This window comes from Nocardioides sp. GCM10030259, from assembly GCF_042666375.1.
GTDB lineage: Bacteria > Actinomycetota > Actinomycetes > Propionibacteriales > Nocardioidaceae > Nocardioides.
Genome location: NZ_JBHTDF010000008.1, coordinates 346,603 through 368,009, shown reverse-complemented (window position 1 = coordinate 368,009; position 21,407 = coordinate 346,603). Strand labels below are relative to the sequence as shown.

At 72.0% G+C, this 21,407-nt stretch carries 20 protein-coding genes; 13 read left to right on the top strand and 7 right to left on the bottom strand.

Features of this window, described 5'->3' with window-relative positions:
• The first annotated feature begins 268 nt into the window (after positions 1 to 268).
• On the top strand, positions 269 to 1,312 hold the full coding sequence (gene mgrA / locus ACFQQI_RS10370; protein ID WP_378561952.1) for an L-glyceraldehyde 3-phosphate reductase: 1,044 nt from the start codon (positions 269 to 271) through the stop codon (positions 1,310 to 1,312).
• Here mgrA and ACFQQI_RS10365 read toward each other — a convergent pair.
• Together ACFQQI_RS10365 and ACFQQI_RS10360 are read right to left on the bottom strand one after the other, a co-directional pair.
• Entirely contained in the window at positions 1,281 to 2,279 is a 999-nt protein-coding gene (locus ACFQQI_RS10365; protein ID WP_378561949.1) for a phosphatase PAP2 family protein, read from the bottom strand. The genes mgrA and ACFQQI_RS10365 overlap by 32 nt on opposite strands.
• Positions 2,280 to 2,347: 68 nt before the next feature.
• The gene (locus ACFQQI_RS10360; protein WP_378561946.1) at positions 2,348 to 3,508 is read right to left on the bottom strand and encodes an alpha/beta hydrolase family protein; all 1,161 of its coding nucleotides are present in this window, start codon (positions 3,506 to 3,508) and stop codon (positions 2,348 to 2,350) included.
• A gap of 82 nt (positions 3,509 to 3,590) precedes the next feature.
• On the opposite strand from ACFQQI_RS10360, the gene ACFQQI_RS10355 reads away from it, so the two are divergent.
• Positions 3,591 to 5,276, top strand: a complete 1,686-nt coding sequence (locus tag ACFQQI_RS10355) for an ABC-F family ATP-binding cassette domain-containing protein (RefSeq protein WP_378561943.1) — start codon at positions 3,591 to 3,593, stop codon at positions 5,274 to 5,276.
• Positions 5,273 to 6,295, top strand: a complete 1,023-nt coding sequence (locus tag ACFQQI_RS10350) for a GNAT family N-acetyltransferase (RefSeq protein WP_378561940.1) — start codon at positions 5,273 to 5,275, stop codon at positions 6,293 to 6,295. The genes ACFQQI_RS10355 and ACFQQI_RS10350 overlap by 4 nt, the downstream gene beginning before the upstream one ends.
• Positions 6,296 to 6,401: 106 nt before the next feature.
• Here the strand turns inward: ACFQQI_RS10350 and ACFQQI_RS10345 are convergent, their stop codons facing one another.
• Positions 6,402 to 7,655 carry a S1C family serine protease gene (locus tag ACFQQI_RS10345; protein ID WP_378561937.1) on the bottom strand — a complete coding sequence of 418 codons (1,254 nt, stop codon included), beginning with the start codon at positions 7,653 to 7,655 and terminating at the stop codon, positions 6,402 to 6,404.
• 91 nt (positions 7,656 to 7,746) lie between these two features.
• Positions 7,747 to 8,265: a MarR family winged helix-turn-helix transcriptional regulator gene (locus ACFQQI_RS10340; protein WP_378561934.1), complete on the bottom strand. Its 519-nt coding sequence runs from the start codon at positions 8,263 to 8,265 to the stop codon at positions 7,747 to 7,749.
• Positions 8,266 to 8,322: 57 nt separating this feature from the next.
• Between ACFQQI_RS10340 and ACFQQI_RS10335 the strand changes: the two genes are divergently transcribed.
• Positions 8,323 to 9,591, top strand: a complete 1,269-nt coding sequence (locus ACFQQI_RS10335) for an MFS transporter (protein ID WP_378561931.1) — start codon at positions 8,323 to 8,325, stop codon at positions 9,589 to 9,591.
• 130 nt (positions 9,592 to 9,721) lie between these two features.
• Here ACFQQI_RS10335 and ACFQQI_RS10330 read toward each other — a convergent pair whose 3' ends face one another.
• Both ACFQQI_RS10330 and ACFQQI_RS10325 read right to left on the bottom strand, forming a co-directional pair.
• Positions 9,722 to 10,333 carry an HAD family hydrolase gene (locus ACFQQI_RS10330; RefSeq protein WP_378561928.1) on the bottom strand — a complete coding sequence of 204 codons (612 nt, stop codon included), beginning with the start codon at positions 10,331 to 10,333 and terminating at the stop codon, positions 9,722 to 9,724.
• A 109-nt stretch (positions 10,334 to 10,442) separates the two neighbouring features.
• The gene (locus ACFQQI_RS10325; protein WP_378561925.1) at positions 10,443 to 11,732 is read right to left on the bottom strand and encodes a citrate synthase; all 1,290 of its coding nucleotides are present in this window, start codon (positions 11,730 to 11,732) and stop codon (positions 10,443 to 10,445) included.
• Positions 11,733 to 12,014: 282 nt separating this feature from the next.
• Here ACFQQI_RS10325 and rplM point away from each other — a divergent pair, with 282 nt between their 5' ends.
• The 6 genes from rplM to ACFQQI_RS10295 are packed head-to-tail and all read left to right on the top strand — an operon-like array spanning position 12,015 to position 16,666.
• Complete coding sequence (rplM, locus tag ACFQQI_RS10320; protein ID WP_378561922.1) at positions 12,015 to 12,458, top strand: 50S ribosomal protein L13; 444 nt, start codon at positions 12,015 to 12,017, stop codon at positions 12,456 to 12,458.
• Between the two features lie 36 nt (positions 12,459 to 12,494).
• On the top strand, positions 12,495 to 12,992 hold the full coding sequence (rpsI, locus tag ACFQQI_RS10315) for a 30S ribosomal protein S9 (RefSeq protein ID WP_378561919.1): 498 nt from the start codon (positions 12,495 to 12,497) through the stop codon (positions 12,990 to 12,992).
• Positions 12,993 to 13,005: 13 nt separating this feature from the next.
• Positions 13,006 to 14,364, top strand: a complete 1,359-nt coding sequence (gene glmM / locus ACFQQI_RS10310; RefSeq protein ID WP_378561916.1) for a phosphoglucosamine mutase — start codon at positions 13,006 to 13,008, stop codon at positions 14,362 to 14,364.
• An 11-nt stretch (positions 14,365 to 14,375) separates the two neighbouring features.
• Positions 14,376 to 15,272 carry an ATP-binding cassette domain-containing protein gene (locus ACFQQI_RS10305; RefSeq protein ID WP_378561913.1) on the top strand — a complete coding sequence of 299 codons (897 nt, stop codon included), beginning with the start codon at positions 14,376 to 14,378 and terminating at the stop codon, positions 15,270 to 15,272.
• Positions 15,269 to 16,069 carry an ABC transporter permease gene (locus ACFQQI_RS10300; protein ID WP_378561910.1) on the top strand — a complete coding sequence of 267 codons (801 nt, stop codon included), beginning with the start codon at positions 15,269 to 15,271 and terminating at the stop codon, positions 16,067 to 16,069. Before ACFQQI_RS10305 ends, ACFQQI_RS10300 begins: the two co-directional genes overlap by 4 nt.
• A 9-nt stretch (positions 16,070 to 16,078) precedes the next feature.
• On the top strand, positions 16,079 to 16,666 hold the full coding sequence (locus tag ACFQQI_RS10295) for a hypothetical protein (RefSeq protein ID WP_378561907.1): 588 nt from the start codon (positions 16,079 to 16,081) through the stop codon (positions 16,664 to 16,666).
• Positions 16,667 to 16,742: 76 nt separating this feature from the next.
• Here the strand turns inward: ACFQQI_RS10295 and coaA are convergent, their stop codons facing one another.
• On the bottom strand, positions 16,743 to 17,726 hold the full coding sequence (gene coaA / locus ACFQQI_RS10290; protein ID WP_378561904.1) for a type I pantothenate kinase: 984 nt from the start codon (positions 17,724 to 17,726) through the stop codon (positions 16,743 to 16,745).
• A 66-nt stretch (positions 17,727 to 17,792) separates the two neighbouring features.
• Between coaA and glmS the strand changes: the two genes are divergently transcribed.
• From glmS to ACFQQI_RS10275, 3 genes are read left to right on the top strand one after another with little or no spacing between them, the layout of a single operon-like run.
• A complete protein-coding gene (glmS, locus tag ACFQQI_RS10285; protein WP_378561901.1) occupies positions 17,793 to 19,637 on the top strand; it encodes a glutamine--fructose-6-phosphate transaminase (isomerizing) in 1,845 nt (614 codons plus the stop codon).
• A gap of 5 nt (positions 19,638 to 19,642) precedes the next feature.
• Positions 19,643 to 19,996 (top strand): holo-ACP synthase, encoded by a 354-nt coding sequence (locus tag ACFQQI_RS10280; protein ID WP_378561898.1) that lies wholly within the window; start codon positions 19,643 to 19,645, stop codon positions 19,994 to 19,996.
• Between the two features lie 20 nt (positions 19,997 to 20,016).
• Positions 20,017 to 21,396 carry an NAD(P)H-hydrate dehydratase gene (locus ACFQQI_RS10275; protein WP_378561895.1) on the top strand — a complete coding sequence of 460 codons (1,380 nt, stop codon included), beginning with the start codon at positions 20,017 to 20,019 and terminating at the stop codon, positions 21,394 to 21,396.
• The last annotated feature ends 11 nt before the right edge of the window (positions 21,397 to 21,407 follow it).

Here is a 21,407-nt window from a genome sequence, read left to right as displayed (position 1 = left end):
TGGACCACACGGATGCGTCCGCGACGGCGTCGAGCTCGGCGTGGACATGCGCGACCGCGGCACTGACCCGGTGCCGGGGTGTCGCGATCGCTGTCATGCCCTCCAGCCAACGCACCCCCACCGACAACCAGCCCGACCCGCCGGACCGCCTGTGCAAACACCGGTGGGAAGCCGGGCTGTGGACGGAAGGCGGTCCGCGGAGGGTGGTTTCGAGGCTCGTCGCTGGCGCTCCTCGCACCGCGACCACCGTTGCGACAGGATCGGGGGCATGAGCTACGAGGCAGCCGAGAACCGGTACGACACCGACGCGACGGGGATGCGGTACCGCTACACCGGACGGAGCGGGCTCAAGCTGCCGGTGATCTCGCTGGGGCTGTGGCAGAACTTCGGCACGGACCGGCCTGAGGAGACGCAGCGGGCGATCCTGCGGCGGGCGTTCGACCGCGGGGTGACCCATTTCGACCTGGCGAACAACTACGGCCCGCCGTACGGCCGCGCGGAGGAGAACTTCGGCCGCTACTTCGCCGACGACCTCAAGCCCTACCGCGACGAGCTGATCATCTCGACCAAGGCGGGCTACGACATGTGGCCGGGACCGTACGGCCAGGGCGGCGGGTCGCGGAAGTACGTGCTCGCGTCGCTCGACCAGTCGCTGACCCGGATGGGGCTCGACTACGTCGACATCTTCTACAGCCACCGCTTCGACCCCGAGACCCCGCTCGAGGAGACCATCGGGGCGCTCGACCACGCCGTGCGGCAGGGCAAGGCGCTGTACGTCGGCATCTCGTCGTACTCCGCCGCGCAGACCCGCGAGGCCGCGTCGATCGCGCGCGACCTCGGCACGCCGCTGCTGATCCACCAGCCGTCGTACTCCATGCTCAACCGCTGGATCGAGGAGGACCTGCTCGACGAGCTCGAGGCCCAGGGGATGGGCTGCATCGTCTTCACCGCGCTCGCCCAGGGCCTGCTGACCGACCGCTACCTCGACGGCGTGCCGGCCGACTCGCGCGCCGCGCGGGACAACTCGACGATCGGCGGCGACCACCTCGACGAGGCGACGTTGCGGCACGTGCGCCGGCTCAACGAGATCGCGCAGCAGCGCGGGCAGAAGCTGGCGCAGCTCGCGCTGCAGTGGGCGCTGCGCGACGCCCGGGTCACCTCGGCCGTGATCGGCGCCAGCTCGGTCGAGCAGCTCGACACCAACCTCGACGCGGTGGCGTCCGCGCCGCTGAGCGACGAGGAGCTGCGTCTCATCGACGAGGACGCCGTCGAGGCCGGCATCAACCTCTGGGTGACCCGCTCGGAGGACTGACCAGCATCCCACGGTTGCGGGAGTTCTCCCACAGCTGACAGCCGACGAGCACGGCGCCGGCCAGCACCGCGCCGGCGATCACGTCGATCACGTAGTGCTCGGCGTAGTAGACGAGCGCCGTGGACATCGCGAGCGGGTAGAGCGCGAGCAGCCAGCGCCATCGCGAGCTCAGCCTCTGGATCCCGTATCCTGCGACCAGGAACGTGATGCCCGCGTGCAGCGAGGGCATCGCGGCCACCGGGTTGCCGACGCCGTGCAGGATCAGGTCGACCCGGTCGAGGCCGATGTCCGACCAGCCCCGCCCGGTGATCCGGGTGACCTCCCCGTCGAGCCAGCCCTCCTCCGACGCCATCCACGGCGGCGCCATCGGATAGAGGATGTAGATGACGAGGGCGCCGAAGTTGATCGCGAGGTAGCGGCGCATCCACGCGATCCACGCGGGCCGGTTGCGCACCCACAGCACGGCCGCGATCGTCAGCCCGGTGAGGAAGTGCGAGGCGTAGACGGTCGTCAGGAACAGGTCGTACCACCGCGGCTCGGTGGTCTTCAGGCACGGATCGCCGCACCACGCGTCCTGGAGCCGCTCCGTCGGCGTCACGCCGCCGCCGATCCACTCGTCGAAGTGGATCGGCGGGTAGACGTGCACGGGCAGGCCGAGCTCGTCGGTGAGCCCGCGGCTGTAGAAGTAGATGACGAGCCCGACGACCGGCAGCCACCAGTCCTTGAGGAAGTTCAGGTGGTAGCGCGGCTTCGCCTCGATGTTCCACGCGATCGTGCCGAGCCACAGCCACAGGAAGACCTGCACGGTGTCGTTCGGGATGCCCAGGGTCAGCGACCAGGCCACCAGCGCGACGGCGTACGCCGCCATCGCTGCGGCGCGCACCGGGCGGCGGGTGCCGGGGTAGGGGACCGGGCGCAGGCGGGTGACGACCGGGACGTGCTCGATCTCGTCCGCTCCCCGCGCCATGCGGGAATTCTAGGGAGCGCGGGCCGGCCTCGCCGCCGACTTTGGTCTTGCGCTGGTCCGGTTCGGGTCTAGCGAGCGCTCCGGTTCGCCGACACGACGCCCGGGAAGGCGTCGCGGAGGCCGGACAGACCGGCCCGCGACCGGTCGAGGCCGAGGACCTGTCGCAGGTGGGCGACGGTCGCCTGCCGCACGGCCGGCCAGGCCTTCCGCGGCGCCAGCGCCGGCGGCTCGCAGCCGTCGGTCGCCAGCGTCTGCAGCCGCTCGGGCACCGGGAACTCGAGCAGGTCGGCGATCGCCAGCAGGCCACCACGCTCGGCGCCGACCTCGCAGAGATCGCTGAACGCGTGGTGCCCGGCACCCTCCAGGAGCACGAGCCGCTTGGGGGTGCGGAGCGCGTCGTACGCCGCGACCAGACCGTCGACCTCCGCGACGCCGTCGGCGGTGCCGGCGAGGATCAGGCCGGGCCGGTGCGGCACGCGGCTGCGCGGCCCCGACTTCTCCTCGCCGAAGGCCCCGACGGTCGCGCCGGCCATGGCGACGAACGTCGCGACCCGGCGGTCGACCACGGCGAGGGCCTCCACCGCGGCGCCACCCGCGGAGTGGCCGACGGCGCCGACGCGCTCGGTGTCGACGTGCCCGCTGAACCGCCCCGACGGCCGGCCGTCGAGCTCGCGCAGGAGCGTGATCGTGGCGCGCAGGTCCCGCACGTCGGACGTCGAGTCGTCCGGCTCACCCAGGACCGCAGTCAGGTCGCGGCTGCGGTGGTCGGGAGCCGCGACCACGAAGCCCCACGACGCCAGCCACGACGTGAGGAAGGACGACTGCGTGCGGAAGCCGGCGTACCCGTGGCCGAAGACCACCAGCGGGAACCGGCCCTCCGCGACCGGCACCCGGCGTACGCCGCCGGACGGATGGGTCACCTTCGCCCCGTCGGGCAGCGCCGACTGCAGGTACGACGGCAGCCAGTCGACCAGGTCGTAGTGCGCGGGCCGCTTGCCCGCGACGTCGACGCGATGAGCGGGGTACCAGACCTCGACCGGGGCGTCGTTCGCCGGTAGCGCGAGGGTCACCTCGCCGACCTTGAACGGCCCCCGCTCGGCGAAGCTGTCGGGGCCGAGGTCCTCGACGACGGGCCCCGGATCCGGATCGGCAGGGGCGGATGCGGTGGTCGGTGAGGCGCTCCCCACCGCCACGGCGGCGAGCACGGCGGCGACGAGCAAGCGCAGCATGCCCGCACCGTAGACCCTGATCTGGGGACAAGGCCCTAAAACGCGGTGACCCGACAGCGCGGATGACGGACAATCCTCCGACGTGGGACACGTGGACGTGGCAGGAGTGCGGTACGAGCTGCCGGACGGTCGGGTGCTCCTCGACGACGTGTCGTTCCGGGTCGGCGAGGGCGCCAAGGTGGCGCTGGTCGGTGCCAACGGCGCCGGCAAGACGACGCTGCTGCGCATCATCACCGGCGACCTCGCGCCCCACGCCGGCGTCGTGACCCGCTCCGGCGGGCTCGGCGTGATGCGCCAGATGGTCGGCGCCGGACTCGGCACCGAGCCGACCGTCGCGGACCTGCTGCGCAGCGTCGCCCCGGCGCGGATCCGGGCCGCCGCCGAGGAGGTCGACGCCTGCGAGCAGGCTCTCATGGACCACGACGACGAGAAGACGCAGATGCGCTACGCCGGCGCCCTCGCGGAGTACGCCGACGCGGGCGGCTACGACCTCGAGGTCACGTGGGACGTCTGCACGATGGCCGGCCTCGGCGTGCCCTACGACCGGGCCCAGTACCGCGAGCTGCGCACCCTCTCGGGCGGCGAGCAGAAGCGGCTGGTGCTGGAGTACCTGCTCCGCGGCCCCGACGAGGTGCTGCTCCTCGACGAGCCCGACAACTTCCTCGACGTGCCCGGCAAGATCTGGCTCGAGGAGCGCATCCGCGAGTCCGACAAGACGATCCTGATGATCAGCCACGACCGCGAGCTGCTCAACAACACGGCGACGCGGGTCGTGACCGTGGAGCTCGGCAGCGCCGGCAACCTCGTCTGGACCCACCCCGGCGGCTTCGCGTCGTACCACGACGCCCGGCGCGCGCGGTTCGAGCGCTTCGAGGAGCTGCGCAAGCGCTGGGACGAGGAGCACGCGAAGCTGCGCGCCCAGATGCTGATGTACAAGCAGAAGGCGGCGTACAACGCCGACATGGCGAGCCGCTACCAGGCGGCGCAGACCCGGCTGCGGAAGTTCGAGGAGGCCGGTCCTCCGACCGAGCAGCCGCGTGAGCAGCAGGTGAAGATGCGCCTCAAGGGCGGCCGCACCGGCAAGCGCGCGGTCGTGTGCGAGCACCTCGAGCTCACCGGGCTGATGAGGCCCTTCGACCTCGAGGTCTGGTACGGCGAGCGCGTGGCAGTCCTCGGCTCCAACGGCTCCGGCAAGTCCCACTTCCTGCGGCTGCTCGCCATCGGCGGCACCCGGCCGGACAAGGAGCACGAGCCGGTCGGAGACGTCGAGATCAAGCCCGTGCTGCACCGGGGCATGGCCCGGCTCGGCGCCCGGGTGCGGCCGGGCTGGTTCGTCCAGACCCACGAGCACCCCGAGCTGATCGGCCGGACCCTGCTGGAGATCCTGCACCGTGGCGACGATCGCCGCGACGGCATGGGCCGCGAGCAGGCGAGCCGCGTGCTCGACCGCTACGAGCTCAGCGCCCAGGCGGAGCAGCGGTTCGAGTCGCTCAGCGGCGGGCAGCAGGCGCGCTTCCAGATCCTGCTGCTCGAGCTGTCGGGCGCCACGCTGCTGCTGCTCGACGAGCCGACCGACAACCTCGACGTCCAGTCGGCCGAGGCGCTCGAGGACGGCCTCGCGGCGTTCGAGGGCACCGTGCTCGCCGTGACCCACGACCGCTGGTTCGCCCGCGGCTTCGACCGGTTCCTGGTGTACGGCGCCGACGGCAGCGTCTACGAGTCCGACGAGCCCGTCTGGGACGAGACCCGGGTGGAGAGAACGCGATGAGCGACATCAAGATCGTGGAGGTCGACCCGTTCGACCCCGATCAGCTCGACCCGTGGCACGCGGCCTACCTCGCCGCGGAGCTGGCCGCCGGTGAGGGGGTCGGCTCGCCGTGGCAGCTGGAGGAGGTGCGCGCGCTGATGCAGGCCACTGTCACCAAGCACTGGGTCCAGGGGTACGCCGGGGTCGTCGACGGCGAGGTCGTCTCGTCGGGTTGGGTCCGGACCCCGCTGCTCGACAACGTCGAGCGCGCCGAGATGGTCGTGCACACCGTGCCCGCCCACCGCCGCCGCGGCTACGGCACCGCGATGCTCGAGCACCTGGAGCAGGTGGCCGCCGAGCGCGACCGCACGATCCTCGTCGGCGAGGCGGCGTGGCGCTTCGACGCCGGCCCGTCCGGCTCGGGCGAGCCGGGGGTGGAGTTCGCCGGGGCCCGTGGCTTCGAGCTCGCGCTGGGCGACGTGAAGCGCACGCTCGCGCTGCCCGCGGACGAGGCGGTGCTCGAGGCGCTGGCCGCGGGGGCGGCCGAGAAGCATGCGGGCTACACGCTGCGCTCGTTCGTCGGACCCGTGCCCGACGACCTGCTCGACGGCTGGTCGCGGCTGAGCGCCGAGCTGCTGACCGAGGCGCCGACCGGCGCGCTCGACGTCGAGGCCGAGTCGACCGACCCGGTGGTGGTCCGCGAGAACGAGGAGATCCTCGCCCGCCAGGGCCGCACGAAGTACAACACCGTCGCGCTCGCGCCGGACGGTGAGCTGGTCGCGTTCACCGACATCGCGACGACGGTCCACGAGCCGGGCCGCGCCTACCAGTGGGGCACGCTGGTACGCCGGGACGCCCGCGGGCACCGGCTCGGCCTCGCGGTGAAGGTCGCGAACCTGCGGCTGCTCCAGTCGGAGGCCCCGGACATCACCGTGCTCACGACGTACAACGCCGAGGTCAACCGGCACATGATCGAGGTCAACGAGCGACTCGGCTTCACGCCGGTCGCCCGCCTCGGGGAGTTCCAGAAGCGCTTCTGACGTCCATGGAAAGGACCCCACCGGCCGACGGGAGACGGACCTGCTGGCCGGTGGGGTCCTGGACCCCTCCCGAATTCTCGGGGGTTTCGGGAGGGGAGTCGGTGGGTCAGGAGCTGGACGCCTCCGCGTCCGAGTCGAGGGCGAGCTTCGCGGTCTGCTGCTCGCCGTCGCGGAGGTAGGTGACCGTGACGTCGTCGCCGGGCCGGTAGGAGCGGATCGTCGCCACCAGCGAGTCGGCGCCGGTGACCAGCTGGTCGTCGACCTTGGTGATCACGTCGCCCTTGTCGATGCCGGCATCGTCGGCCGTCGAGCCGCCGGTGACCTCCTGGACCTGGGCGCCCTGCACGACCTCGTCGCCGTCCTTGCCCGCGACGTCGCTCACCGAGATGCCGAGCCGGGCGTGGGTCGGCGTCTCGCCGTCGCGCATCTGCTCGACGATCGGCAGCACCTCGTCCATGGGGATCGCGAAGCCGAGGCCGATGGACCCGCCCTCGCCCTGGGTGGAGCTGTTCGTGCGGATGGAGGAGTTGATGCCGACGACGTTGCCGGCCATGTCGACCAGCGGACCGCCGCTGTTGCCGGGGTTGATCGCGGCGTCCGTCTGGATCGCGGGGTACGTCGTGCTGTTGCCCTGCCCGTCGCTGCCGACGTCGACCGGGCGGTCCAGCGCGCTCACGATGCCGCTGGTGACGGTGGACTCGAGGCCGAACGGCGACCCGATCGCCACGACGCCCTCGCCGACCTCGAGGTCACCGGACTTGCCGATGGTCGCCGGGGTCAGGTCCGAGACGTCCTCCGCCTTGATCACCGCGGTGTCGGTCAGGGGGTCGGAGCCGACGATCGACGCCTTGGCGGACGAGCCGTCGTTGAAGAAGACGGTCAGCGAGCCGCCGTCGCCGGCCAGGGACGCGACGTGGTCGTTGGTCAGGATCTCGCCGTCCGAGCTGAGGATGATCCCCGAACCGGAACCCTGGCCCTCGCTGCCGGAGACGGCGATCTTGACGACCGACGGGAGCACCTTCGCCGCGACCTGCTCGACGGAGCCGTCGGCGGCGGAGGACTCGGGGGTGTCGACGACCTGCGAGGTCCTCGGGCTGTCAGTGCCGGTGATCGAGCCGTTGTCGTCGTCGAGTGCGCTCCACGCGGCCGCACCGCCCACGCCCGCCCCGGCGCCGACGACGAGCGCGGTGGCGACGACGGCCACGGCCAGCCCGGCGCGGCGCGGACGACGCTCGGCGGTGAGCACGGTCGTCTGCTCGGCGTGCTGCGGCGGACCCTCGGGCGGGGGACCCTGCGGGTAGGAGAAGTACGGGTTCTGCGGAGACTGGGGGCCCAGCGGGGTGGTCGGCTCGTCGGACATGCTTCCACTGTCGTACCCGCGCCTGTGACGACCCTGAGACGTGGCTGGCAGCCCACGAAGAAACCGGTTCGGGCCCGACAACGTCGAGGGCTCAGCCCTCGTCGCGGGCCTCGGCCGCCAGCGTCATCTTCTTGAGCAGCGCGGCGAGCGTGGCTCGCTCGCCGGGGCCGAGGGCGTGCGCGACCTCGATCTCGGCGCGGCCGCGCAGGTCCATGGCGCGACGCCAGACCGTCATGCCGCTGCGGGTCACCTCGACGGCCACCCGGCGGCGGTCGTCGGCGTCGGCGTGGCGCTGGATCCAGCCGGCCCTCTCGAGGGCGTCCAGCCTCCCGGTCATCCCGGCGTTGCTGATGCCGAGGTCGGCGGCGAGCGCCGACGGGCTGGCGCTGCCCGGGGTGTCCCGGATCATCAGCTGGTGCAGCGTCTCGTACTCGAAGTCCTGGAGCTCCACCTCGACCAGGGCGTGCTGCTTGGCCAGCCGGAAGTACCGGGTGAGTCGTTGGATCCGTACGACGATCGCCTCGACGTCGTCCTCGAAGTCCACGTCGATCCAGTGGTCCCGCCAGCGCGCGACGTGCCGGTCGGCCCAGTCCTCGGTCTCCTCGGGCATGAACAGATCCTACTCAATTCGGTAGCGAATAATTCGTCAGCGAAGTAATATCGAGCTGTGGGTACCAACCTCGCGGCACTCCGCCACCGGGACTTCCGGATGCTCGTCACGGGCACGGCGACCAGTGCCCTCGGCAACGCGATCACCCCGATCGCCCTCGCGTTCGCCGTGCTCGACCTCGGCGGCTCGGCCTCCGAGCTCGGCCTCGTGGTCGCGGCGTTCGCACTCGCCGAGGTCGTCACCGTGCTCTTCGGCGGCGTCCTCGGCGACCGGCTGCCGCGCAAGCTGATGATGGAGGGCTCCGCCGCGGGCAGCGCCCTGACCATGGCGTTCATCGCCGCCTCGCTCGTCGGCGGCTGGGCGACGATCCCCCTGCTCGGCGTCGTCGGCGCGGTCAACGGCTGCCTCGCGGCGCTGAGCCAGCCCGCCTCGCGGGCGATGACGCGGGAGACGGTCCCGCCGGCCGACCTGGGGTCCGCCGTCGCGGTGCGCTCCCTGCTCCAGACAACCGCCGGGACGGTCGGCTTCGCGGTCGGCGGCGTGCTCGTCGCGGTCGTCGGCTCGGGCTGGGCGATCGGCGTCGACGCCGCGACGTACGCCGTCGCCGCCTTCTGCTTCTCCCGGATGCGGGTCGAGCAGGCCGCCCCGGAGGGGGAGCGCGGGTCGATGCTCGCCGACCTCGGCGAGGGTGCCCGCGAGGTCCTCGCCCACACCTGGCTGTGGCTGCTGATCGGGCAGGCGCTGGTCTACCACCTCTTCTACGGCGGCGCCCAGGGCGTGCTCGGGCCGGTCGTCGTCGGCGACGAGTTCGGGCGGTCGGTGTGGGGCGTCGCGATGGCCGCGCTCATGGCCGGCTTCGTCGTCGGCGGACTGGTGTGCCTGCGCTGGCGGCCAAGGCGGAGCCTGTTCGTCGGCACCGCGCTGCTGAGCCTCACCGCGCTGTTCCCGATCGCCATGGCGCTGTCCGACCAGCTCTGGCCGGTCCTCCTCGGGGCGTTCCTGCACGGCTTCGGCCTCCAGGTCTTCGACGTCTTCTGGGACCTCTCGATCCAGCAGAACGTCGCCCCGGACAAGCTCGCCCGCGTCTACTCCTTCGACGTCGTCGGCTCGTTCATCGCCCGGCCCCTCGGGCTCGCCCTGACCGGTCCGATCGCGACCATGGTCGGCTTCCACGCCTGGCTGGTCGTCGTCGGCTGCGTGATGGGCGGGTCCGCGCTGCTGGGGCTCGCGTCGTCCGACGTACGCCGCCTGGTGCGCCGGGAGGACGTGGTCCAGGCGGCCGACTCCGACTCCGGCTCTCCGGAGGCCGCGCCCGCGCCTGCGTGAGGAGTCGGGCTGGAGTGCAGGTTTCCCCGGCCCACCGGGGAAACCTGAACTGTTCGGGCGAAACTTCGGCCCAGAAGATCAGGTATTGCCCGAGAAGTCGGGCCGCCGCCCACATGGCGCCGGCATCGGCTCAGACGGGCAGCCCGCGCTCGCGCAGCGCGTCGCGGAGGGTGTCGGCGCCGGTGAAGAGGAGGGCGTCCATGCCGAGCGCGGCCGCGGCGTCGACGTTGCGAGGGCTGTCGTCGACGAAGACGAGCCGGTCGAGGGGGAGGCCGCTGCGCTCGGCGACGAGCTCGAAGGCCGCCGCGTCGGGCTTGGCCACGCCCTCGCGTCCCGAGACGACGACGACGTCGAGCAGCCCGATGAAGTCGAACGCCGCCGGCGCGTGCGGGTAGAGCTCCGCCGACCAGTTGGTCAGGCCGAGCACCGGGACCCCGGCGCCGTGCAGGTCGCGCAGGATGTCGGGAGTGCCGGGCATCTCGGCGAGCGAGCGGGTGAAGTGCTCGAGGTACGCCTCGGCGTGGCGCACCCAGTGCGGGTGGCTGGTCCGCAGCTCGTCGATCGCCTCGTCCCACGCCCGGCCGGCGTCCTGGTGGTGGTTCCAGGCCATGAAGTCGAAGTCGTCGGCGGTCAGGAAGCGCTGCGCCTCCTCCTCGCCGAGTCCGGCTGTCAATGCGGCCAGCGGCTGCCAGTCGATGAGCACGTTCCCGAAGTCGAAGACGACCCCGCTCACGCCGCCCATCACGCACGCTCGCTGCGTTGTCGTCGGTCGACGGCCAAACCCGGGCCGCCTTCCCTCCTCCGCCTTGCGAGCGCACGCGCTGGACGACGTGAGTCGCAGGGCCCGGGGCTCACGCCCAGCGTTCGGCGGCGGGGGTGAAATCCAGCCCGCGGTCGCCGGTGTAGATCTGCTTGGGGCGGGCGATCTTCTGCTCCTTGTCCTGCACCAGCTCGGACCACTGGGCCAGCCAGCCCGGGGTGCGGCCGATGGCGAACAGGACCGTGAACATCTCCGGCGGGAACTGGAAGGCCTCGTAGATCAGGCCGGAGTAGAAGTCCACGTTGGGGTAGAGCTTGCGCTTGACGAAGTACTCGTCCTCGAGCGCGATCTTCTCGAGCTCCTGGGCGATCTCGAGCAGCGGGTTGACCCCGGTGACCTCGAAGACGTCGTCGCAGGCCTTCTTGATGATCTTCGCGCGCGGGTCGTAGTTCTTGTAGACCCGGTGGCCGAAGCCCATCAGGCGCTCGTTGCCGTCCTTCACGCCCTGCATGAAGGCGGGGATGTTCTCCTTGCTCCCGATCCGCTTGAGCATCCGCAGCACGGCCTCGTTGGCGCCGCCGTGCAGCGGGCCGTAGAGGGCGCCGATGCCGGCCGCGACCGCGGAGTACGGGTCGACCTGCGAAGAGCCGACCGAGCGGACCGCGTTGGTCGAGCAGTTCTGCTCGTGGTCGGCGTGCAGGATGAAGAGCACGTCGAGGGCCTTGACCAGGCGCTCGTCGGCCTCGAACCGCGACTCGCTCATCTTGAAGAGCATCGAGAGGAAGTTGGCGGTGTAGCCGAGGTCGTTGTCCGGGTAGACGTACGGCTTGCCCTGCGCGTGGCGGAACGACCAGGCGCCCAGGGTCGGCATCTTGGCGATCATCCGGACCATCTGGATGTGGCGGTTCTCGGCGTCGCTGATGTTGCGGGCGTCCGGGTAGAACGTCGACAGGGCCCCCACCGACGCCATCAGCATCCCCATCGGGTGCGCGTCGTAGCGGAAGCCCTGCATGAACGACTTGACGTTCTCGTGGACGAACGTGTGGTAGGTGATCTCGTGCACCCACGCGTCGTACTCGGCCTTGGTCGGCAGCGAGCCGTGGATGAGGAGGTAGGCCACCTCGAGGAAGCTCGACTTCTCCGCGAGCTGCTCGATGGGGTAGCCGCGGTACTCCAGGATCCCCTGCTCCCCGTCGATGTACGTGACGGAGCTGCGGCAGGACGCGGTGTTCACGAAGCCGGGGTCGTACACGGCCAGGCCGGGGGTGTCGTCGCCGGTCTTGATCTGGCCCAGATCCGCGGCCTTGATGGCGCCGTCGGCGATCGGGACCTCGTACTCCTGCCCGGTGCGGTTGTCACGGACGGTGAGAGAATCAGTCACCCGGCCAACTTAGTCGGAGGTCCCACGGCGCGCGAACCCGCGTTCCGCCGTACAGGATGTGACGTTGGCGGCAACCGCGTTTTGACCTGCTGTGAAAGCGGCCCGTAGTCTTGTCAGTCGCGCCTCCTGCCGCGCCCGGACACCAGCCACGGAGTCCGGGTGCAGACCCGGAGCCCACCTGCTGAACGGTGGGAGCCGGGCAGTGTTCGTCAGAGGGCGTGGCAGCACCGCCCCGGGACGACAGGGTCCCGCGGGTCCACCACGAACGAAGGAAGTTCCTCCGTGCGCACGTACGCTCCGAAGCCCGGCGACATCAGCCGGGAGTGGCTCGTCATCGACGCCACCGACATCGTCCTCGGCAAGCTGGCCGCCCAGACCGCCAACCTCCTGCGCGGCAAGCACAAGCCGATCTTCGCCCCGAACGCCGACACCGGCGACTTCGTCATCATCGTGAACGCGGAGAAGGTCGCCCTCTCCGGCACGAAGAAGACCACGAAGATGGCCTACCGCCACTCCGGCTACCCGGGTGGTCTCTCCGCCACCCCGATCGGCGAGGTCCTCGAGAAGGACGCCCGCAAGGCGATCGAGAAGGCCGTCTGGGGCATGCTCCCGAAGAACAAGCTCGGCCGTCAGATGCTGAAGAAGCTGAAGGTCTACTCCGGGCCCAACCACCCGCACCAGGCCCAGAAGGCCACTCCGTTCGAGATCAAGCAGATCTCCCAGTAATCGTCTGACGTCGAGAAAGTCTGAGTGAGGAACATCGTGGCTGACACCACCGAGGTCGAGGAGACCTACGAGACCGACGAGCAGGGCATCGCCTACAGCTCCGAGAGCGCTCCTTCCGCCGACGCCCCCCAGCGTCCCGCCACCATCGCCCCCGCCGCGGCCACCGGCCGTCGCAAGGAGGCCGTGGCTCGCGTCCGCATCGTGCCGGGCACCGGCCAGTGGACGATCAACGGCCGGACGCTCGACTCGTACTTCCCCAACAAGCTGCACCAGCAGGTCGCGAACGAGCCGTTCGCCGCGCTGCAGCTCGAGGGTCGTTTCGACGTCATCGCCCGCATCCACGGCGGCGGCATCACGGGCCAGGCCGGTGCGCTGCGCCTCGGCGTGGCCCGCTGCCTGAACGCCGTCGACGTCGAGGCCAACCGCCCGTCGCTCAAGAAGGCCGGACTGCTCACCCGTGACGCCCGCGTCATCGAGCGCAAGAAGGCCGGTCTCAAGAAGGCCCGTAAGGCGCCTCAGTACAGCAAGCGCTGATCTGCCTCAGCAGATGCCGCGCATCTTCGGCACGGACGGGGTCCGGGGCCTGGCCAACGGTCAACTGACCGCGGAGCTGGCCCTGGACCTGTCCGTCGCCGCCGCCCGTGTCCTGGCCTCCCGGGGCGAGCTCGGCGACTCCCGGTCCGGGGGACGCCCGCTCGCCGTGGTGGGTCGGGACACGCGCATCTCCGGGCAGTTCCTCGAGCACGCCGTCGTGGCCGGGCTCGCGTCGGCCGGGGTCGACGTGCTCCGGCTCCGGGTGCTGCCGACCCCGGCGGTCGCCCACCTGACCCAGGCGCTCGGCGCCGACCTCGGCGTCGTCATCAGCGCCTCGCACAACCCGATGCCCGACAACGGCATCAAGTTCCTGGCCGGCGGCGGCCTCAAGCTCGACGACGCCGTGGAGCGGGAGATCGAGCAGCACCTCGACGAGCCGTGGGCGCGCCCCCTCGGCGGTGAGGTCGGTCGCGTCACGCCGTACGCCACTCCGGTCGAGGAGTACGTCGAGCACCTGGTCGGCACGCTCGCGAAGCCGCTCGACGGCATCACGGTCGTGCTCGACTGCGCCCACGGTGCGGCGTACGAAGCCGGGCCGATGGCCCTGCGGGCCGCCGGCGCCACCGTCATCGCGATCAACGCCGAGCCCGACGGACTCAACATCAACGACGGCTGCGGGTCCACCCACCTCGAGCCGCTCCGCGCGGCCGTGCTCGAGCACGGCGCCGACGCGGGCTTCGCGCTCGACGGCGACGCCGACCGCTGCCTCGCGGTCGACCACGAGGGCAACGACGTCGACGGCGACCAGATCCTCGCGATCCTCGCGACCGGGATGGCCGAGACCGGTCACCTGCCCAAGAACACGGTCGTCGCCACCGTCATGAGCAACCTCGGCTTCGTGCAGGCGATGAAGGCCGCCGGCATCGGCGTGCGCCAGACCAAGGTCGGCGACCGCTACGTGCTCGAGGCGATGCGCGTGTCCGGCTACGGCCTCGGCGGCGAGCAGTCGGGCCACGTGATCATGAGCGAGCACGCCACGACCGGCGACGGCACCCTCACCGCGCTGCACGTGCTGGAGCGGATGGCCGTCACGGGCCGCAGTCTCCAGGAACTCGCCGGTGTCGTGACCCGCCTGCCGCAGGTGCTCGTCAACGTCCGCAACGTCGACAAGTCCCGCGCCGACGACGACCCGATCGTGGCCGCGGCGGTCGCCGAGGAGGAGGCCGCGCTCGGCGACACCGGCCGGATCCTGCTGCGTCCGTCCGGCACCGAGGCGCTGGTCCGCGTGATGGTCGAGGCCTCGACCTCGGAGGAGGCGGGGGCGGTGGCCGAGCGGCTGGCCGATGTCGTGAAGCGCGAGCTCAGCCTGTAGGAATGTGTCCCATGAGGGACGCTCCGGTGCTCGCCGTCGAGCACATCGGCAAGAGCTTCGGCGCGGTCCGCGCCGTCGACGACCTGACCTTCTCGGTGCGCCCGGGAGCGGTCACCGGCTTCCTCGGCCCCAACGGCGCCGGCAAGACCACGACGCTGCGGATGCTGCTCGGGCTCACCCGGCCCACGGCCGGCCGGGCACTCGTCGGCGGCAAGCCGTACGGCGACCACGAGCGGCCCGCCCGGGTCGTCGGCGCCGCGCTCGAGGCCTCCTCCTTCCACCCGGGCCGCAGCGGGCTCGGCCACCTCGAGGTGTTCGCGACGCAGGCCGGCGTCTCGGCGAAGCGCTGCCGCGAGCTGATCGATTTCGTCGGGCTCGGCCCGGCGGCCGACCGCCGCGTCGGTGGCTACTCGATGGGCATGCGGCAGCGGCTCGGCCTCGCGACCGCGCTGCTCGCCGACCCGCCCGCGATCGTGCTCGACGAGCCCGCCAACGGCCTCGACCCCGAGGGCATCAAGTGGATGCGCGGGCTGCTGCGGACGTTCGCCGACGAGGGCCGCACCGTGCTCATCTCCAGCCACGTGCTGTCGGAGGTGCAGCACACCGTCGACGACGTGGTGATCATCGCGCACGGCAGGCTCGTGCACGCCTCGTCGCTGGCGGACCTCAGCGCGCTCGCGGCGCCGGAGACGTACGTCGAGTCGCCCGCGGCCGACGCGCTCGCGCGGCTCTGCGACGACCGCGGCTGGGCGCACCGCGCCGACGGCACCGGCCGCCTGGTCGCCGACGTGCCCGCGGCCGAGATCGGCGCCGCGGCGTACGCCGGCGGCATCGAGCTCCACCAGCTCGCCAGCCGGGGAGTGGGGCTCGAGGACGTGTTCCTGCGACTGACGGGTGGCGACGGATGAAGGCGGCGGTGGTCGCGGAGTACCGCAAGCTCGTCAGCACCCGCCTGTGGTGGCTGCTGCTGATCGTCCTGGCGGCCTACCTCGCCTTCGTGGGCGGGGTGCTCGCGCTCTCGATCGCCTTCGCGACCGGCGAGGACGCGGCCACGATGCCGAAGGGCGCGGAGGCGGCCGCCGGGGTCTACGGCCTGGTCAACGCGATCGGCTACGTCTTCCCGCTGGTCATCGGCAGCCTGATGATGACCACCGAGTTCCGCTACCAGACGATCACGGCGTCCCTGCTGGTCGAGCCGCGTCGTACCGTCCTGCTCGGGGGCAAGCTCGTCGTCGCGGTGCCGCTCGGGCTCCTGTACGGCGCGGTCGGGATGGCCGCGCTCGTCGCGGTGTCCGCTCCCTTGCTGGCAGTGGAGGGCGACGGCGCGTTCCTCACCGACCCCGACGTGCTGGCGGTCATCCTGCTCGGCGTCGTGGTCACGGCCCTCTGGACGGTGATCGGCGTCGGGTTCGGCTCCGTGCTGTCCAACCAGGTGGCGGCGGTCGTGGTGCTGCTGGCGTTCACCCAGTTCGTGGAGCCGATCGCCCGGATCGCGCTGGGCGCCTTCGACGCGACGTCGTCGGTGTCGCAGTTCCTCCCCGGCGCGGCCGCCGACGGCCTCATCGGGGCCAGCCTGATCGGGGAGATGGGCGGCGGCTCCGCCGACCTGCTGCCCCGGTGGGCGGCGCTGCTGGTGATGCTCGGGTACGCCGCCGTGCTCGCGATCGTGGGGAGAATGACCACGCTGCGCCGCGACATCGGGTAGAACCAGCCCATGACCCGCACCCGCCTGGCCGCAGTGCTCGGCGTGGTCGCCGTGCTCGCCGTCGTCGCCACGGGTGCGATCGCGGTGGCGACGCGCGACGGGGACGAGCCCGGCCGCGCGGGCTCGGTCGTCGTCACCGACCCCGAGTCGGGTGCGTCGTTCCAGGTGCCGGGCATGGGGTGGCGGCTGCGCGCCGCCGACTCGCGGATCTCCTACGGCCCGGTGCACGTCGACGGGCCGGCCCTGCTCGACGAGGGCTACTGCAAGGCGCAGCCGAAGGGGTCCTTCCGGGCGCTCGCGGGCTTCACCGACCAGTCGTTCGACGCGTGGGTGTCGGGCGTGATGGGCGGCGCCCCGACGGTGTCCACCGGGACGTCGGCCGAGGACGTCGTGCTCGCGGACGGCACCCCGGCCACCTTCCGCTGGACCGGGCTGCTGGGCCCGGAGGGACCGTGCGCGGCGTCGGGCATCGAGGTCGCGATGATCCGCGCGGGCGACGTCCGCGCCGTGGTCGTGGCCGACAGCGGCGACGCCGGCACGCTCTCGCCCGAGAAGGTGCCCGAGATCCTGCTGACGCTCAGTCTCGACACGCGCTAGCGACCTCCTTCGTCGGTCGCTTCGCTGCTCGACCTTGGACCTGTGTCCCAGCCCTCGCAAGCTCGGCCCGGGGGTCCTAGAGCTTCCGTAGGCGGACGTAGCGGACGGAGTGGTCGCGGTCCTTGCGCAGCACGAGCGTGGCGCGGGAGCGGGTCGGCAGGATGTTCTGCGACAGGTTGGGTCCGTTGATGGTGTCCCAGATCCGCTGCGACTCGGCGACCGCCTCGTCGTGCGAGAGCCCGGCGTACTTGGAGAAGTAGGACTCCGGGTCGCGGAACGCGGTCTCGCGCAGCCGCAGGAACCGCTCGGTGTACCAGTCGCGGATGTGGCCGGTGCCGGCGTCGACGTACACGGAGAAGTCGAAGAAGTCGCTCAGGGTCAGGCCGGTGCGGCCGTCGTCGCGCACCCGGGCGGGCTGGAGGACGTTGAGGCCCTCGACGATGACGATGTCGGGGCGCTTGACGGCCACCTTCTCGCCGGGGATCACGTCGTAGGTGAGGTGGGAGTAGACCGGCGCCTCGACCTCGTCCTTGCCGGACTTGATGTCGACGACGAAGCGCAGCAGGGCGCGACGGTCGTAGGACTCCGGGAAGCCCTTGCGCTGCAGCAGCCCGCGGCGCTCGAGCTCGGCGTTGGGGTAGAGGAAGCCGTCGGTCGTCACCAGCGCCACGTTGGGGTGCTCGGGCCAGTGGGCGAGCATCTGCTGGAGCACGCGGGCCGTCGTGGACTTGCCGACTGCGACCGACCCGGCCAGGCCGATGACGAACGGCGTGCGCGGCGGCTGGCCCTGGTGGAGGAACTCCTCCTGGCGCCGGTGCAGCGTGCCCGCGGCCTCGACGTACAGGCTGAGCAGGCGGGAGAGCGGCAGGTAGATCTGCTGGACCTCGTCGAGGTCGAGCTGGTCGCCCAGGCCCCGCAGCTGCTGGATCTCGTCGGCGGTGAGCGGGTTCTCGACCTCGTCGGCGAGGGCTGCCCAGGCGGACCGGTCGAGCTCGATGTACGGCGAGGACTCCCGCGGGGTCTCGTCGGTGGCGCCGTTCTGCCCGCCCTGGGAAGACATGCCGGAGATTGTTGCAGCCAACCAGCCCGCTCAAACCCCCGGTGCCCGCTGGATATGGTGGCCACCATGTGCGGGATCGTCGGGTACGTCGGGGAGAAGCAGGCTCAGGGCGTCGTGATCGAGGGCCTGCGCCGGCTGGAGTACCGCGGCTACGACTCGGCCGGGATCGCGCTCGTGACCGGGGGCGCCATCGCCTCCGACAAGCGCGCCGGCAAGCTCGACAACCTCGAGAAGGCGATCGCCGACCAGCCCCTGCCCGCCGCCACCGTCGGCATCGGGCACACCCGGTGGGCCACCCACGGCGCGCCCAACGACGTGAACGCGCACCCGCACAGCGGCGCCGCGCGGCGGGTGGCGCTCGTGCACAACGGCATCATCGAGAACTTCGCGGAGCTCCGCTCCGAGCTCGAGGCCCGCGACGTCACGCTGGTCTCCGAGACCGACACCGAGGTCGCCGCCCAGCTGCTCGAGGCCGAGGTGGCCGCGGGCACCGACCTCACCACCGCCATGGTCCGGCTCGTGAACCGGCTCGAGGGCGCCTTCACCCTGGTGGCGGTCGACGCGCTCGACCCGTCGCGGGTCGTCGCCGCCCGCCGGAACTCGCCGCTGGTCGTCGGGCTCGGCGACGGGGAGAACTTCCTCGGCTCCGACGTCGCCGCCTTCATCGAGCACACCCGCGAGGCGCTCGAGCTCGGGCAGGACCAGGTCGTCACGATCACCCGCGACGGCGTCTCCGTGCTCGGCTTCGACGGCATGCCGGCGGAGGGCCACCGCTACCACGTCAGCTGGGACCTGTCGGCCGCCGAGAAGGACGGCCACGACTGGTTCATGCGCAAGGAGATCCACGAGCAGCCGCGCGCCGTGGCCGACTCACTGCTCGGACGTCGTACGCCGGAGGGGCACCTGCACCTCGACGAGATGCGGCTCTCCGACCAGGAGCTGCGCGACGTCGACAAGGTCATCATCATCGCGTGCGGCACGTCGTTCTATGCCGGCATGGTCGCGAAGTACGCCATCGAGCACTGGACCCGCGTGCCGGTCGAGGTCGAGCTGTCCTCGGAGTTCCGCTATCGCGACCCGATCGTCGACTACTCCACGCTCGTGGTCGCGATCAGCCAGTCCGGCGAGACCGCCGACACCCTGCAGGCGATCCGGCACGCCCGCACGCAGCGGTCGAAGGTGCTCGCGATCTGCAACACCAACGGCTCGACGATCCCGCGCGAGTCCGACGCCGTGATCTACACCCACGCGGGCCCGGAGATCGGCGTCGCGTCGACGAAGGGCTTCCTGACCCAGCTGGTCGCCTGCTACCTGCTCGCGCTCTACCTCGCGCAGGTGAAGGGCACGCGGTACGGCGACGAGATCGACGAGGTGATGCGCCAGCTCGAGGAGATGCCCGACCACATCCAGCGGGTGCTCGACGACGCCGACTCGATCTACGAGATGGCGGCCGAGCACGTCGACACCCGGTCGGTGCTCTTCCTCGGGCGGCACGCCGGCTATCCGGTGGCCCTCGAGGGGGCCCTGAAGCTCAAGGAGCTCGCCTACATCCACGCGGAGGGGTTCGCCGCGGGTGAGCTCAAGCACGGCCCGATCGCGCTGGTGGAGTCCGGCCTGCCCGTGCTGTGCGTCGTGCCACCGGCCGGACGTGACCAGCTCCGCGACAAGATGGTCAGCGGCATCCAGGAGGTTCGCGCCCGCGGTGCACGCACCATCTGCCTGGTCGAGGACGGCGACGACGCCATCACGCCGTACGCCGACCGCGTCGTCCGCCTGCCGCGCGTGCCGGTGCTCCTGCAGCCGCTCGTGGCCGTCGTACCGTTGCAGCTCTTCGCCTGCCAGCTCGCGACGCTGATGGGGCACGACGTCGACCAGCCGCGCAACCTCGCCAAGTCCGTCACGGTGGAGTGACGCGCATGATCATCGGCGTCGGCATCGACGTGGTCGACATCGAGCGCTTCGGCGAGTCGCTGGCCCGGACGCCGGGGCTCTCGGCGCGGCTCTTCACCCCGGCCGAGGCGACCCGCCCGCTCGCGTCGCTGGCGGCCCGGTTCGCCGCCAAGGAGGCGGTCGCCAAGGCCCTCGGCGCCCCGGGCGACATGCACTGGCAGGACGCCGAGATCGTCTCGGAGTCGTCCGGGCGGCCGCTGCTGGAGATGCGCGGCACGGTGCTCGCCCGGGCCAACGACCTCGGCGTCGGCTCCGTGCACGTCTCGCTCTCCCACGACGCCGGCATCGCCTCGGCGGTCGTGGTGCTGGAGTCGGCGTAGGACCCCGCTAGCGTGACCACATGAGGCGGGCGCACACGGTCGAGCAGGTGCGGGCGGCCGAGGCGGAGCTGATGGCGCGCCTGCCCGAGGGGGCGCTGATGCAGCGGGCCGCGGCCGGGCTGGCGTACGCCGTGATCGACCTGCTCGGCTCGGCGTACGGACGCCGGGTGCTGCTGCTGGTCGGGTCGGGCGACAACGGGGGAGACGCGTTGTACGCCGGGGCGCTGCTCGCCCGCCGGGGCGCCCAGGTCGAGGCGTGGCTGCTGTCCGACCACGCGCACGAGGGCGGGGTCGCCGCGCTGCGGCAGGCGGGCGGGCGCGTGGTCGACGGGAGCCCGGCGCGGCCCGAGGTCGTGGTCGACGGGATCGTCGGCATCGGCGGGCGCCCGGGGCTGCGGCCCGAGGCGCAGCAGGCGCTGGCGCTGGTCGAGGGCGTGCCGGTGGTGGCGGTGGACACCCCGAGCGGCGTCGACGTCGACACGGGCCGGCTGGACGGACCGCACGTGACCGCCGACGTGACGGTGACGTTCGGGACCCACAAGATCGCCCATCTGGTCGACCCGGCCAGCCGGCACTGCGGCGCGGTGCACCTCGTCGACATCGGGCTCGACCTCCCCGACTCGCCGGTCGAGGCACTCCGGCCCGAGGACGTCGCGGCGCTGCTGCCGCGGCCCGCGCCGGACGCGCACAAATACACCCGCGGGGTGGTCGGGATCCGCGCCGGCAGCGCGCAGTACCCCGGCGCCGCGCTGCTCTCCGTGGCCGGCGCCGGGAGCGGGCTGGTCGGCATGGTGCGGTACGTCGGGCCGTCGGAGGTCGCCGACCGGGTCCGCGAGCGGCACCCCGAGGTCGTGGGGGACGGGCGCGTGCAGGCGTGGGTGGTCGGCTCGGGCGGCGGCGAGCACGCCGGCGACGAGCTCCGGGCCGCCCTGGCCGACCAGGTCCCCACCCTCGTCGACGCCGACGCGCTCGTCCATCTCCCGGAGCGCCTTCCCGCCGACACCGTCCTGACGCCGCACGCCGGCGAGCTGGCCGCGATGACCGGTGTCGAGCGCGCCGACATCGAGGCCCGGCCGCTCCACCACGCCCGCGCGGCCGCGGAGCGCCACGGCTGCGTCGTGCTGCTCAAAGGCCGCCACACCCTCGTGGCCCGCCCCGACGGGCTGGTCCGCGCGACCACGACCGGCACGCCCTGGCTGGCCACGGCCGGCGCCGGCGACGTGCTCGGCGGCCTCGTCGGAGCCCTGCTCGCCGCAGGGCTGACGGCGTACGACGCCGCCTCGGTCGGCTCGTGGCTGCACGGTGCCGCTGCGACGCTCGCGGGGCGCGGCGGACCGCTGGTCGCGGGCGACATCGCGGCGTCCATCCCGGATGCCGTCCGGGGGCTGCCGGGAGCGTGATGGGAGAATGG